Origin of the sequence: Terrabacter sp. Soil810 (assembly GCF_001429645.1) — a bacterium.
In the GTDB taxonomy this organism is placed as follows: Bacteria; Actinomycetota; Actinomycetes; order Actinomycetales; family Dermatophilaceae; genus Terrabacter.
On sequence record NZ_LMSW01000011.1, the window covers coordinates 732,159 to 745,572 of the forward strand.

At 72.8% G+C, this 13,414-nt stretch carries 14 protein-coding genes; 8 read left to right on the top strand and 6 right to left on the bottom strand.

What is annotated here, in order from left to right; translation table 11 throughout:
* Positions 1-39: 39 nt before the first annotated feature.
* From ASG96_RS09285 to ASG96_RS09295, 3 genes are all read right to left on the bottom strand, one after another.
* Positions 40-750: a DUF937 domain-containing protein gene (locus tag ASG96_RS09285; protein ID WP_056753613.1), complete on the bottom strand. Its 711-nt coding sequence runs from the start codon at positions 748-750 to the stop codon at positions 40-42.
* Positions 751-857: 107 nt separating this feature from the next.
* Complete coding sequence (locus ASG96_RS09290) at positions 858-2,036, bottom strand: sorbosone dehydrogenase family protein (protein WP_056753616.1); 1,179 nt, start codon at positions 2,034-2,036, stop codon at positions 858-860.
* A gap of 40 nt (positions 2,037-2,076) precedes the next feature.
* On the bottom strand, positions 2,077-2,736 hold the full coding sequence (locus tag ASG96_RS09295) for an MOSC domain-containing protein (protein WP_056753619.1): 660 nt from the start codon (positions 2,734-2,736) through the stop codon (positions 2,077-2,079).
* Positions 2,737-2,810: 74 nt separating this feature from the next.
* On the opposite strand from ASG96_RS09295, the gene ASG96_RS09300 reads away from it, so the two are divergent.
* From ASG96_RS09300 to ASG96_RS09310, 3 genes are read left to right on the top strand one after another with little or no spacing between them, the layout of a single operon-like run.
* Complete coding sequence (locus ASG96_RS09300) at positions 2,811-3,767, top strand: 2-hydroxyacid dehydrogenase (protein WP_056753621.1); 957 nt, start codon at positions 2,811-2,813, stop codon at positions 3,765-3,767.
* 14 nt (positions 3,768-3,781) lie between these two features.
* Positions 3,782-4,864 carry a sialidase family protein gene (locus ASG96_RS09305; protein ID WP_056754667.1) on the top strand — a complete coding sequence of 361 codons (1,083 nt, stop codon included), beginning with the start codon at positions 3,782-3,784 and terminating at the stop codon, positions 4,862-4,864.
* A 17-nt stretch (positions 4,865-4,881) separates the two neighbouring features.
* Entirely contained in the window at positions 4,882-5,178 is a 297-nt protein-coding gene (locus ASG96_RS09310) for a MoaD/ThiS family protein (protein ID WP_056753624.1), read from the top strand.
* Positions 5,179-5,207: 29 nt separating this feature from the next.
* Here ASG96_RS09310 and ASG96_RS09315 read toward each other — a convergent pair whose 3' ends face one another.
* Positions 5,208-5,837 carry a TetR/AcrR family transcriptional regulator gene (locus tag ASG96_RS09315; protein WP_082588537.1) on the bottom strand — a complete coding sequence of 210 codons (630 nt, stop codon included), beginning with the start codon at positions 5,835-5,837 and terminating at the stop codon, positions 5,208-5,210.
* A 108-nt stretch (positions 5,838-5,945) separates the two neighbouring features.
* Here ASG96_RS09315 and ASG96_RS09320 point away from each other — a divergent pair, with 108 nt between their 5' ends.
* From ASG96_RS09320 to ilvD, 4 genes are all read left to right on the top strand, one after another.
* Positions 5,946-6,554, top strand: a complete 609-nt coding sequence (locus ASG96_RS09320; RefSeq protein ID WP_157623047.1) for a hypothetical protein — start codon at positions 5,946-5,948, stop codon at positions 6,552-6,554.
* A complete protein-coding gene (locus ASG96_RS09325; RefSeq protein ID WP_056753630.1) occupies positions 6,551-8,614 on the top strand; it encodes a YhgE/Pip domain-containing protein in 2,064 nt (687 codons plus the stop codon). The genes ASG96_RS09320 and ASG96_RS09325 overlap by 4 nt, the downstream gene beginning before the upstream one ends.
* A gap of 46 nt (positions 8,615-8,660) precedes the next feature.
* Positions 8,661-9,194, top strand: coding sequence for a histidine phosphatase family protein (locus tag ASG96_RS09330; RefSeq protein WP_235506424.1), 534 nt, complete (start codon positions 8,661-8,663; stop codon positions 9,192-9,194).
* A 78-nt stretch (positions 9,195-9,272) separates the two neighbouring features.
* Positions 9,273-10,973: a dihydroxy-acid dehydratase gene (ilvD, locus tag ASG96_RS09335; RefSeq protein WP_056753635.1), complete on the top strand. Its 1,701-nt coding sequence runs from the start codon at positions 9,273-9,275 to the stop codon at positions 10,971-10,973.
* Between the two features lie 110 nt (positions 10,974-11,083).
* Here the strand turns inward: ilvD and ASG96_RS09340 are convergent, their stop codons facing one another.
* Complete coding sequence (locus ASG96_RS09340) at positions 11,084-11,914, bottom strand: AraC family transcriptional regulator (protein ID WP_056753639.1); 831 nt, start codon at positions 11,912-11,914, stop codon at positions 11,084-11,086.
* 127 nt (positions 11,915-12,041) lie between these two features.
* Between ASG96_RS09340 and ASG96_RS09345 the strand changes: the two genes are divergently transcribed.
* Positions 12,042-12,860, top strand: coding sequence for a phytanoyl-CoA dioxygenase family protein (locus tag ASG96_RS09345; protein WP_056753643.1), 819 nt, complete (start codon positions 12,042-12,044; stop codon positions 12,858-12,860).
* A gap of 124 nt (positions 12,861-12,984) precedes the next feature.
* On the opposite strand, the gene ASG96_RS09350 is transcribed toward ASG96_RS09345, so the two are convergent.
* The gene (locus ASG96_RS09350; RefSeq protein WP_057587791.1) at positions 12,985-13,407 is read right to left on the bottom strand and encodes an SRPBCC family protein; all 423 of its coding nucleotides are present in this window, start codon (positions 13,405-13,407) and stop codon (positions 12,985-12,987) included.
* Positions 13,408-13,414 lie beyond the last annotated feature (7 nt).

Sequence of the window (13,414 nt, forward strand, 5' to 3'; positions counted from 1 at the left end):
TGCGTCAGGGGGCCACGGGTGGCCTCTCGACGGTTGGGGTCAGCGCTTGCCGCCGCCGAGGAGTCCGCCCAGCAGGCCGCCGAGGACGTCACCCGCCCCGCCGCTGCCGCCGGACGAGCCGGAGCCGCCACCGAGCACCTGGCCGAGGATGTCCTGCAGCGGGTTCGACCCACCGGACGCCGCGCCCGTCGACGTCGCGCTGCCCGGAGCCTGCACCGGCCCGCTGTCGGCGCCCACGCCGCCGGGGAAGAGCGGGCCACCGTCGGTCGCTCCCGCACCCGTCGAGCCGGTCGAGCCGGTCGAGCCGGTCGAGCCGGTCGAGCCGGTCGAGCCCGAGCCGCCACCGAGCATCCCGCCGAGGCCACCCTGACCCAGCTTGTTGGCGAGCCACGACATGACGATCGGGGCGAGGATGGGCAGCAGCTTCTGGACGAGGCTCCCGGACGACCCGCCCAGGCCGCCCAGCTGGGTGACGACCTGGTCGGTGCTGCCGCCGAAGATGTTGCCGACGATGGCCTGACCGTCCTGCTCGTCGACGTCGTCGAGCCCGTTGATCGAGCCCTGGTGGTCGGAGAGGGCAGAGAGCAGCGAGTCGGCGCCGGCAGGGTCGCCGGCGTTGGCCTGCAGACCGCCGAGGAGGGCGGGCAGGGCGTTCTCCGCCGCCTGGCGCACCTCGTCGCTGCCGACCCCGAGCTGGCCCGCCAGCTGGTCGATCGGTACCTGGTCGAGGATCTCGTCGTACGAACCCATGGGTGCCCCTCCTGTTCGTGGGTGGCGCCGGTGCCGACCCTGCCCGTCAGGCTAGCCACGTGTCGGCACCGGCGGCAGGTCCACGGGTCACCGATGGGCCAGGAGCGTCAGCCGACGCCGACTGCGGGCGACGGCAGTGAGATGAGCCGGTCGGCGCCGTCGTTGTTGCTCGTCGTGATCCACGCCCGGTTGTCGACGAAACGGATGTCGCGGATGCGGCCGTAGGTGCCCTGGAGGTGTCGGGTGGGCGTGCCGACGGACCCGTCGGCGTTGACCGGCACGCGCCAGACCGACTGTCCGCGCAGGGCCGCCATGTAGACGGCGCCGTCGGGACCGACGGCGATGCCGCTCGGTGACATCTCGGACGTCGCCCACTGGGCGACCGGGTCGACGTAGTCGGGGTTGTCGGCACGGCCCTCGACCTCGGGCCAGCCGTAGTTCTTGCCGGGCTCGATACGGTTGAGCTCGTCGTACGTGTTCTGCCCGAACTCGCTGGCCCACAGGCGTTTCCGACTGTCCCAGGCAAGGCCCTGCACGTTGCGGTGGCCGTAGGACCAGATCGGGGAGCCGCCGAAGGGGTTGCCGGGGGCAGGGTCGCCGTCGGGGGTGATGCGCAGGATCTTCCCGCCGAGCGAGTCGAGGTTCTGCGACAGGGACGTGTCGCCGGCCTCGCCCGTGCCGACGTAGAGGTAGCCGTCCGGGCCAAAGGCGATGCGACCACCGTTGTGGTTCCGCCCGCGGGGGATGCCGGCGAAGATGACGACCGGCTCGCCGATGGTCCCGTCGCGCCACGGCACGGCGGCGATGCGGTTGTCGCTCTCGGTGGAGTAGTACGCGTAGAAGACGGGGTCGGCGTCGAAGTCCTCCGGAACGGCGAGGCCGAGCAGGCCGCCCTCGCCCTCGGTGCGGGTGATCGGCAGTCTCCCGGCGACGGTGGCCTTGCCCCCGGAGCCGGGCTTGGGCACGTGGTGGATCCGCCCGGTGTTGCGCTCGCTGACGAGGGCGCTGCCGTCGGGCAGCACCGCGACCGACCAGGCGATGTCGAGCCCGCCGAGCAGGGTCACCGGTCCGGCGGGCTGGGCCGCCGGCGGGCGTGTGGTCGTGGGGGTCGCCGACGTCGAGGTGCTGCTTCCGGCCTCGGTGGTCGTGGTGAGGGTCGTCGACCCGCTCGTCCCGGGACCCGTCGAGGGGGCAGAGGGCTCGGCCGTCGAGCACGCGGCCGTGACCAGCGCGACGAAGACACCGCCCAGGAGGGCGCGGCCTACCGATCGGGAGGAGTGCGGCATACCCCATTGTGTCCCACCGGGCGCCCGGGACCGCGGTGGCTCAGCCGCCGCGTCGCCCGAGCGTATCCAGCAGCCCGTCGCGGACGTCGGGGTGGACCACGTCCGCCACGACGACCCTTCTCGCGGCGGCGAGGTCGCCGGTGAGGGCGCGGAAGAGCAGGAGCAGGTCGACGTCGTGGGTGGGCCGCTCGACCTCGATGGGCGCGCCGGCGTGCACCAGCCCCGGGGTGACGACCGAGAGGTAGGCGCCGGTGCGCCCGGCCTCGGTGAAGCGGCGCACCCAGCGAGGCTCACCCATGTGCGCGGCGAACGTGCTGCACGGGATGCGCGGCACCTCGACCTGCAGCACGACGTCGCCGATCCGCCACCGCTCGCCGACGAGGGCGTGCGTCGTCCCGATGCCCACGGTCGTGATGTTCTCGCCGAAACCGCCTGGGGCGATGGGTCGCCCGATCTGCTGCTCCCAGAACTCCTGGTCCTCGCGCGGGTAGGCGTAGACGGCCTGCAGCGTGCCGCCGTGGTGCTTCGGGTTGCCGATCTCGTCCCCGACGACGCCGCTTCCGAGGCCCCCGTGCTTGGGGCCCGGGTCGCGCACCTCGAACGACGCGACCGGCCGCTTGTCGATGGCGGTGGGGCGTCCGCCCCCGGACGGGGCTGTCCGTCGGCCCGAGCCGAGCGCCAGGACGTGGGGGTGGGTCATCACTCCACCGAGCCTATCGGCGACGTGCTGGACCGGCTCCCGGCCGGCGACCCGGCCTTCGTTAGCGTGGCTCCATGGCTGCTCATCCCCTCGTCGTGTCCGTCCCCGACTCCGCGTTCGTCGAGGCCCTCGCTGACCTCGAGGGCGTCGACGCGGTCGTCTGGGACATGGAGCGCCCCCACCCGCGCGGCGCCGAGATCCGCTTCGCGGTCATGCCGTACATGACGAAGCTCGGCCTCGCCGACGTCACCCGGGGCCTCGACGCGCTCGAGGTCGTCCAGCTGCAGAGCGCCGGCTACGAGCAGTTCGTCGGCGAGCTCCCGGACGGCGTCACGCTCTGCAATGCGGCCGGTGTTCACGACGCGTCGACGGCCGAGCTCGCCCTGACGCTGACCCTGGCTTCGATCCGCGACATCCCGGAGCTCGTCGGGTCGCAGGGACGCAGGCACTGGGAGCCGCTGCGCCTGCGTTCGGCGCTCGCCGACCGCCGTGTGCTCGTCGTGGGCTACGGCCGGATCGGACGGGCGATCGCCCGCCGGTTCGCGCCCTTCGAGGTCACGCTCACGGCGGTCGCCTCGCGGGCGCGTGCGGGCGACGAGCTGGTGCCGCACGTGCACGGCATCGACGAGCTGCCTGACCTGCTGCCCGACCACGACGTCGTCGTCGTCATCGTGCCGCTCACCGACTCGACGCGCGGACTGGTCGACGCGTCGCTGCTGGGCCGTATGCCGGACGGTGCCCTTCTCGTCAACGTGGCCCGGGGCCCCGTCGTGGACACCGACGCCCTCGTGGCCGAGTGCACGGCCGGGCGGCTGCGCGCCGCGCTCGACGTGACCGACCCGGAGCCGCTCCCGGAGGACCACCCGCTGTGGACCGCGCCCGGCGTCCTCATCACGCCGCACGTCGGCGGTGCGACGGACGCGATGCGCCCCCGCGCCATCGCACTCGTGCGCCGACAGGTCGAGGCGCTGCTCGCCGGTGAGCTCGTCGACAACGCCGTCGCCGGACCCTTGTCTGCCCCACAGACATAGTGGACACTGTCAACATGACCGAGACCATCGTCGCCATCGGCACGCGCAAGGGGCTCTGGATCGTCCGCAGCACCGACCGGCAGGACTGGACCCTCGAGGGGCCGCACTTCCTCATGAGCGAGGTCGCCTCCGTCGCCGTCGACACCCGCGAGGGTCGCTCCACGGTGCTGGCGGGCGTCAAGTCGTGGCACTGGGGACCGACCGTCCAGGCGTCCACCGACGGTGGTCGCACGTGGACCGAGAGCGCCGAGCGCGCCCTGGCGTTCCCAGCCGACACCGACACCGCGCTCGAGCGGGTCTGGCAGCTGACGCCCGACCCCAACGACGCCGACGTCGTGTGGGCCGGGGTCGAGCCGCACGCCCTCTTCAAGAGCCGGGACCGCGGGGAGCACTACGAGCTCGTCCGCGGCCTGTGGGACCACCCGCACCGCCCGACCTGGGAGCCGGGTTTCGGCGGCGGCGCGGTGCACACGATCGTCCCCGAGCCCGGTCACCCGGAGTCGGTGCTCGTCGCGATGAGCGCGGGCGGCGTCTACCGCTCCGGCGACGGCGGCGAGACGTGGGAGCCGAGCAACCCCGGCATCCGGGCCGGCTTCATGCCCGACAACGAGTACCCCGAGTACGGCCAGTGCGTGCACAAGGTGGCCCGCGGCCAGGGCGAGGGGGAGCTCTTCGCCCAGAACCACAACGGCGTCTACCGATCGCACGACAACGGCGCGACGTGGGACTCCATCGCCGACGGGCTGCCCACCGACTTCGGTTTCACGGTCCTCGCCCACCCGCGCCGCGCGGGAGTCGTCTGGGTCGTGCCCGTCGCCGACGCCGGCGAGCGCATCCCGCCCGACGCCCAGCTGCAGGTGCAGCGGTCCGACGACGCCGGTGCGACGTGGCGCCAGCAGGCGACCGGGCTGCCCGACCACAGCTACACGTGCGTCCTGCGCGACGCGGCCTCGCTCGACACCGCCGACCCCGTCGGCGTCTACCTCGGCACCCGCAACGGCGACGTCTTCGCCTCGGCCGACGAGGGTGACTCCTTCCAGCGCATCGCGACGCAGCTGCCCGACGTGCTCGTCGTGCGCGCGGCCCAGCTCGCCTGACACCCAAGGGATTCCGTATGCCGTCCGCTCCCGTCCGCGTCATCCTCCCGGGCATGCTCCGCGACCTCGTGGGTGGTGTGGCGGAGATCGAGGTCGAGTCCCCGGGCGAGACCCAGACGGTGGCCGAGCTGCTCGACCGGGCCTTCTCGGGTCATCGCATCCTCGACGGGAAGGTGCGCGACGAGCGCGGCCAGATCCGCCGGCACGTCAAGGTCTTCGTCAACGGTGAGGACGCCACGCGCGGCGAGGGTGTCGGCGCGCCCGTCCCGGCCGGCGCCCGCGTGCACATCATCAACGCCGTCTCCGGGGGCTGACGCTGCCCGAGAGACCTCGCGTCCGGGCGTCAGGCGTCCACGCCGAGGAGGATCGGGAGGACGGTGCGCTCGAGCTCGCCGACGGTGAGTGACCGAGGCTCGACGAGGCGCTGGGTCATCGACCCCTGGGCCAGCGAGATGGCCGCGCGCACGAAGAGCTCGGTGGAGATGGGCAGCGTCAGACCCTGCCGCGACACCGCCTCGTCGACGACGGCCACGAGCTCGTCACGGACGCGGCGCTGCTGCGCGGCCCAGGCGCGTCGGGCCTCGGCGTCGCGGATGGCGTGGAGGGTGAACTCCGTCGTGAGCACGAGCCAGCGCTCCTTGCTCCGACTGTCGTCGGCGAGCGCCGCGAAGACGTCGCGCAGCACCTCGTCGGCGCTCGCGTGCTCGCGCTTGCTCGCGCGCCGGATGCGCTCGACGAGCGCCTCGGAGTGGCGCTGTGACAGCTCGACGACGAGGTCGTCCTTCGAGCTGAAGTTCGAGTAGAACGCGCCGCGCGTGAAGCCGGCGCGCTCGCAGATGTCCTCGACGCTGGCGCCGTGGAAGCCGCGCTCCGCGAAGACCTCGCTCGCTGCGGCGAGCACCCGGTCGCGGGTGGCCCGTCGACGGGCCGTGATGGGGGGCGCGCTCGGCATCGGGGCTGTGGTGGACGGCATACGCCAAGGATACGCCCTCGAATTGAATACGGGTGCGTATTGGATGCATACTCGTATCGAGACGGGATCGCCCCGTCGAAGGGAAGTGCAGCAGTGAACGAGCGCCAGGTGACCGCGCGCAACGTGTCGATCGAGGGCACGCACGAGCCGTTCGTCGAGGGCGTGGACTTCGTCGCCCCGGCCGGTGAGGTCACCGTGGTCGGGATCGACCCGGGCGTCGGCCAGGTGGCCCTCGCCCTCGCCATCGGCGGCCGCGTCGACCTGCTCACGGGCTCGATCAGCATCGGCGGCACGTCGGAGCGGTCGCACCTCCAGCTGCGCACCCGCCTCGTCGACGTCCCCGACGTCACCGCGCCCGAGGACGCCCTCCCGCTGCGAGCCGTCGTCGCCGAGGAGCTGGCGCTCGCCGAGCGTCCCTCCGCCCGCAAGGACGTCGCCGCCTTCCTCGAGGACCGCGACCTCACCGACCTCGCCGGCCGCCGCTGGGAGAGCCTCCGGCCCGGGCTGCGCACCCGACTGCTGCTCGAGCTGGGCTCCTGGCACCCCCGGGTCCGCGTCGTCGTGCTCGCCGGCCCCGACCGCCACGGCGGCGACCCCTACGAGTGGTTCGAGGCCGCGCGTGCCCTCGCCGACACGGGCCTCACCGTCGTCGCGCTGTGCTCGCCCGCCATCGCCACGACCCTGCGACCCCTGACCTCCGACGGAGTGACCGCATGAACCCCATCCGACTGGCCCTCGCCGAGCTGCGCCGACTCACGTCGTCGCGCCTCGCCCGGCTCGGCGTCGTCGCGCTCGCCCTCATCCCCACGCTCTACGGCGGGCTCTACCTCTACGCCAACCACGACCCGTATGCCGCCCTGCCGCAGGTCCCCGCGGCGGTGGCCAGCGACGACACGGGCACGACCCTGTCGACCGGCGAGAAGCTCGATGTCGGTGACGAGGTCGCCGACCACCTCGTCGGGTCGAAGTCGTTCGACTGGCACAAGGTCTCGCGGGCCGAGGCCCTCCAGGGGGTGCACGACGGGCGCTACTCGTTCGCGGTTCTGCTGCCCTCGACGTTCTCCGCAGACCTCGCGGCGACCGCGGACTTCACGCCCCGGCGGGCCAACGTCGTGCTCGAGACGAACGACGCCAACAACTACATGACGACGATCATGGGCAACACCGTCATCAAGCAGGTGAGCTCGTCGGTCGCCTCGCAGGTCAGCGAGAAGGCGGCCGACCGCCTCCTCATCGGCTTCAACCAGATCCACGACAACCTCGGCAAGGCCGTGGACGGGTCCGAGAAGCTTCGCGCCGGGCTCGTCAAGGCCGACGACGGCGCGGCGCAGGCGGCGACCGGAGCGCGGTCGCTCGCCTCGGGGCTGCACGACCTCGCGTCGGGCGCGACGGCCCTGCACACGGGGGCGGCGAAGGCGCTGTCGGGCGCCGAGCGGCTGCACTCCGGCGCGACCAGCCTGGCCTCGGGTCTCGGTACCCTCGAGTCCCGCACGCGGTCGCTCCCCGCCCAGTCCGATCGCCTCGCCGACGGCGCCGCGCAGGTCGCGGCCGGCAACCAGAAGGTCGCGGCGGTCGGGCAACAGGTCGCCGGCATCTCGACGACGCTCCAGGGCGACCTCACGACCCAGCGCGCACGTCTGCTCGACGAGCTGCAGGGCGCCGGTCTCGACGAGGCCCAGCTGGCCCTCGTCGAGAGCCGTCTCGACACCATCGACGGGCTCGTCGACACCGCCGACGGGCGCATCCAGTCGGCCTCCGGCGACCTCGACCGACTCTCCGCCGGTGCCGACCAGGTCGCCGCCGGCGCCAGGCAGCTCGCCGACGCGACGCCCGCCCTGACCGACGGCATCTCGAAGGCCGCCACCGGCTCCCGCGCGCTCCGCGACGGCACGGCGACCCTCGAGAGCGGCCTCGGCACGCTCGTCGCGGGCTCGGCCCAGCTCCAGACCGGCGCCGCCCGGGCGGCCTCGGGCGGTGACTCGCTCGCGGCCGGGGTCGCCGACCTCAGGACGGGTCTCGGCCGGCTCGCGGCCGGCGCGACGGACCTGCACACGCAGCTCGCCAAGGGCCGTGACGCGGTGCCCGACCCCACCGACGCCCAGCGCCGGGCCGTCGCCGCCACCGTCGGCGACCCGGTCGACGTGTCGTCGGCGAGCATGGCCGCGGCGGGCACCTACGGCGCCGGGCTGGCCCCGCTCTTCCTCAGCCTCGCGCTGTGGATCGGTGCCTACACGCTGTTCCTGCTCGTGCGGCCCTTCTCGACCCGTGCGCTCGCGACGAGCCAGCGGTCGCTGCGCACCGCCCTCGGTGGCTGGCTCGCGCCCGTCGCCGTCGGCATCGTGCAGACCGTCGCCCTCTACCTCGTGGTGTCGATGGCTCTCGACATCCGGGTCGCGCACCCGGTGCTCGCCCTGCTCTTCCTCGGCTTCGTCTCCATGACCTTCGTCGCGATCCTGCACGCGCTCGCGGCCCGGCTCGGCGCCGTCGGCAAGTTCCTCGGGCTCGTCTTCATGGTCGTCCAGCTCGTCAGCGCGGGCGGCACCTTCCCGTGGCAGACGCTGCCCGGACCGCTCCAGGCGATCCACCACGTCGTGCCCATGACCTATGCGATCGACGGGCTGCGCCGCCTCATGTACGGCGCCGACCTCGGACCCGTCCTCGGCGACCTCGGAGTGCTCGCGGCCTACCTCGTGGGCGCGCTGGCGGTCTCGACGATCGCGGCCCGGCGGTCGCGGGTGTGGACCCCCTCGCGGATCAGGCCCGAGCTGAGCCTCTGACCCGTCCGGGCTGACAAGAGCCCGCGTCCGGAGCATGCTCGGAACCATGAGCAGCGCCTCGAGAGAGAAGACCCTCATCCTCATGCGGCACGGCAAGGCCGAGGAGGGGCCGGGCAAGCCCGACCACGACCGCGAGCTCGCCGCTCGCGGTCGCCGGGACGCCAAGGCGGCCGGGAAGTGGCTCCATGCGGAGGGGCTCGTGCCCGACCTCGTCATCTGCTCGACCGCGCAGCGCACCCGCCAGACGTGGGAGGAGGCGTGCCGCGGCGGTGCGCACACCGAGTTCGTCGAGTTCCGGCGCAGCGTCTACCTCGGAGGGTCGGAGCAGACGCTCGAGACGGTCCGTGAGGACGCCGGCGACATGGCGACGGTCCTCGTCGTCGGGCACAACCCGACGATGGCCCAGCTGACCAGCCTGCTCACCGACGGCGAGGGCTCCCGGGAGGCGCACGAGGCGCTCGGCGAGGGGTTCGTGACGAGCGGGCTCGCGGTCCTCCGGTACGCGGGGGAGTGGGCCGATCTCGACCTCGGGTCCTGTGCCCTGGCGCGTTTCCACGTCAGCCGCGGGCACGACGACTGACCCCAGGCGTCGTGCCTCGAAGGGCTCAGGCCGTGAGATGCGGTGTCCACCCAGCGGACACGGTTCTATGCTGCAGCCATGACGCAGACGCCTGACATCAAGCCCCGCAGCCGCGACGTCACCGACGGTCTCGAGAAGACCGCCGCGCGGGGGATGCTCCGGGCCGTAGGCCTCGGCGACGACGACTGGGCCAAGCCCCAGATCGGCGTCGCGAGCTCGTGGAACGAGATCACGCCCTGCAACCTCTCGCTCGACCGGCTCGCCCAGGCGGTCAAGGACGGTGTCCACGCCGGAGGCGGCTACCCGCTGGAGTTCGGCACGATCTCCGTCTCCGACGGCATCTCGATGGGCCACGAGGGCATGCACTTCAGCCTCGTCTCCCGCGAGATCATCGCGGACTCCGTCGAGACGGTCATGAGCGCCGAGCGCCTCGACGGCTCGGTGCTGCTCGCCGGTTGCGACAAGTCGCTGCCGGGCATGCTCATGGCCGCCGCGCGCCTCGACCTGGCGTCCGTCTTCCTCTACGCCGGCACGATCCTGCCCGGCATCGCCAAGCTCTCCGACGGCACCGAGAAGGAGGTCACGATCATCGACGCCTTCGAGGCGGTCGGGGCGTGCGCCGCCGGGAAGATGTCGCTCGAGGACGTCGACGCCATCGAGCGCGCCATCTGCCCGGGTGAGGGCGCCTGCGGCGGCTTCTACACGGCCAACACCATGGCCGCCGTCGCCGAGGCGATCGGCATGTCCATCCCCGGGTCGGCCGCGCCGCCGGCCACCGACCGGCGTCGCGACATGTACGCCCGCAAGTCGGGCGAGGCCGTCGTCGAGCTGCTCCGTCGCGGCATCACGGCCCGCGACATCATGACCAAGCCGGCCTTCGAGAACGCCATCGCCGTCGTCATGGCGTTCGGTGGCTCGACCAACGCCGTGCTCCACCTGCTCGCCATCGCGAACGAGGCCGAGGTCGACCTCACGATCGAGGACTTCCGTCGCATCGGCGCGAAGGTCCCGCACCTGGCCGACGTCAAGCCCTTCGGCAGCTTCGTCATGAAGGACATCGACCACATCGGTGGCATCCCCGTCGTCATGAAGACGCTCCTCGAGGCGGGTCTGCTCGACGGGGACTGCCTGACGGTGACGGGCAAGACGATGGCCGAGAACCTCGACGACATCAACCCGCCGCACATCGACGGGCGGGTCATCCGCGAGATGGCGACCCCGATCCACCAGACGGGCGGCCTCACGATCCTCACCGGCTCCCTCGCCCCCGAGGGAGCCGTCGTGAAGTCGGCCGGCTTCGACGAGTCCGTCTTCGAGGGCACCGCCCGCGTCTTCGACGGGGAGCGCGCCGCGATGGACGCCGTCGAGCGGGGCTCGCTCCAGAAGAACGACGTCGTCGTCATCCGCTACGAGGGCCCCAAGGGCGGCCCGGGCATGCGCGAGATGCTCGCCGTCACCGGCGCCATCAAGGGCGCGGGCCTGGGCAAGGACGTCCTGCTCCTCACCGACGGCCGCTTCTCGGGCGGCACGACGGGTCTCTGCGTCGGACACGTCGCACCGGAGGCCGTCGACGACGGGCCCATCGCATTCGTCCAGGACGGCGACACGATCCGCCTCGACGTCGCGAACGGCACGCTCGACGTGCTCGTCGACGAGGAGGAGATGGGCCGCCGCCGGGCCGCCGGGGTGACGCATCCCGAGCCGAAGTACCAGCGCGGCGTGCTCGCGAAGTACCGCAAGCTCGTCGGCAGCGCGAGCCGCGGGGCCGTCTGCGGCTGACGACTCACCCGCAACACACCGAGCAGGTCGCGGCGCACCGGGATCCGATCCCGGTGCGTCCGCGCGTCCTCGGTGTGTTGCAGGCGGAGGGCGTATGCCGTGTGGCCGGGTCAGTGGCCGGCGTCGCGGAAGGCGCGGGGCGTCAGTCCCGTGTGCTCGCGGAACCGCCGGATGAGGTGCCGTTCGTCGCTGAAGCCGGTCGCGGCCGCGATGTCCCGGGTGCCGAGCCCGGTGTGGACGAGCAAGTCGGTCGCGGCCTCGAGCCGGCGCGCGGCCCGGTGGGCGTACGGACTGGTGCCGGTCTCGGACCGGAACCGGCGCCGCCACGTCTCATAGGCCATGCCGACCTGCGCGGACACGGCCCGGAGGTCGAGCGGCTCGGCGAGGTCGCGGTCGAGGAGCTCGACGGACCGGTCGAGCCAGCTGCGTCGATCGGGCTCGCGCGGACCACTCGGGTCGGCCGCGGTGGCGCTCGCCTCGAGCAGCGCCGTGAGCAGGTCGAGGGCCTCGGCGTCGCGACCCTCGACGGTGCGCGGGCGGGTCCGCTCCCCGTAGGTCCCGAAGCGGTGACCCCACCGGGTGACCGGGAGCCCGTGGACGAGCGGTCGGGTCGGGGAGAGCGCCCCGCGTCGGCGCGCGAGCTCGAACGCGACCCCGTCGAACACGACGAAGACCTCGTCCCAGCCACCCCGGTCGGCGCCGTACCAGTGCGGATGGCCGGGGTGGACGACGACGAGCGTGCCCGGCCCGACGGCCTCGTCGTGCAGCCCGTCGCGGTAGCGGCCCGTGCCCGCCGTGACGAAGGTGAGGCCCCACGTCGGGTGCCTCCGTGTCGTGCCGACCGGCAGGCCGCTTCCGCCCGTGATGCCCCCGGCCACGAGCACCTCGCCGAGGCGACCTGCAGGGACCCGCGAGGCGGCGTGCCTCCTCTGATCGTCCATGAGGTCATCGAACCAGATCGTTCCCCTATGCCCACGACGTTCCGGGTCGTGCGAGGGACCGGCTGGTGTGCTGGACTCCACGACGACCACTCGGGTCGTTCACGATCCACGGAGGACCAGCGACACCATGCCCACCGACCTGTTGCCCGCGCTCACCACGGCATACCCCGTCAGCGACGACGCCGTCGCGGCGTACCGCACGAACGGCCACGTGCGCCTGACACAGGTGGCGACGCAGGACGAGGCGGCTGCGTACCGCGGGCCCGTGGCTGCGACGGTCGAGCGCCTCAGCACCGAGACGCGGCCCCTCGCCGAGCGTGACAGCTACGGCATGGCGTTCCTGCAGGTGATGAACCTCTGGCGGCACGACGAGGCGGTGGCCCGCTTCGTCATGGCGACGCGGTTCGCCGACGTCGCCGCACGCCTGCTCGGCGTGCCGCGGGTGCGGCTCTACCACGACCAGGCGCTCTTCAAGGAGCCGGGCGGGGGCTACACGCCGTGGCACCAGGACGCCATGTACTGGCCGCTCGACGGCTCCCGGTGCCTGACGATGTGGATGCCGCTCGTCGACATCACGCCCGCCCACGGCGGGCTGGCCTTCGCCAGCGGCAGCCACGTCGACGGGCCGCTCAGCGACATCGGCATCTCGGACGCGTCCGAGGAGCACTTCGACGGACTCGTCTCCGAGCGCGGACTCGTCGTCGACGAACCGGTGGCGATGCGCGCCGGTGACGCGTCCTTCCACTCCGGCTGGACCGTGCACAAGGCTCTCGGCAACTCCTCGAGCCGGATGCGCGAGGTCATGACGGTCATCTGGTTCGCCGACGGCCTGTCGGTCCTCGAACCGGCCAACCCGGCCCAGGCGAACGACCTCGCCTCGTGGCTGCCCGGTCTCGCACCGGGTGACGTCGCGGCGTCGCCGGCCAACCCCGTGTTGACCCGCTGACTCAGCAACACACCGAGCAGGTCACAACGCACCGGCATCCGATCCCGGTGCGTCGGGACTTACTCGGTGTGTTGCGTCGGTGGGGGTTCGCCGAGCTGGGGCCAGGGGTTCTCGCCGACTCTGTTCAGTCGCCCGACTCGGCGCGGGCCTTGAGGCCGGCGGCCTCCATGGCGAGGTAGCGCTCGGTGAGCGAGCGGTAGCCGCGCCCGACGAGCGAGCCGAGCCAGCCCGACTGGGTGATCGAGAGCGTCGCCAGGCAGGTGCCGGGTCCGGTGGCCTCGACGCCGTGGCGACCGGTCGTCAGCGTGCCGGGCCCGCTCGCCTCCCACGTGAAGTCGTGCCCCTCGGTCAGTCCGGTGACCGTCCAGACCGTCGTCGGGATCCTCGGCTGGTCGATGCGGGCCCGCGCCCCGACGCGCATCGCTTCGTCGAGCAGCGTCACCGAGCGCACCGAAGCGGTCCACTCGGGCCAGCGCTCGACGTCGCGCACGACCGCCCAGACGCGTGCGGCGGGGGCGTCGATGTCGATGCTCGTGTGCTGCTCCACGGCGTCT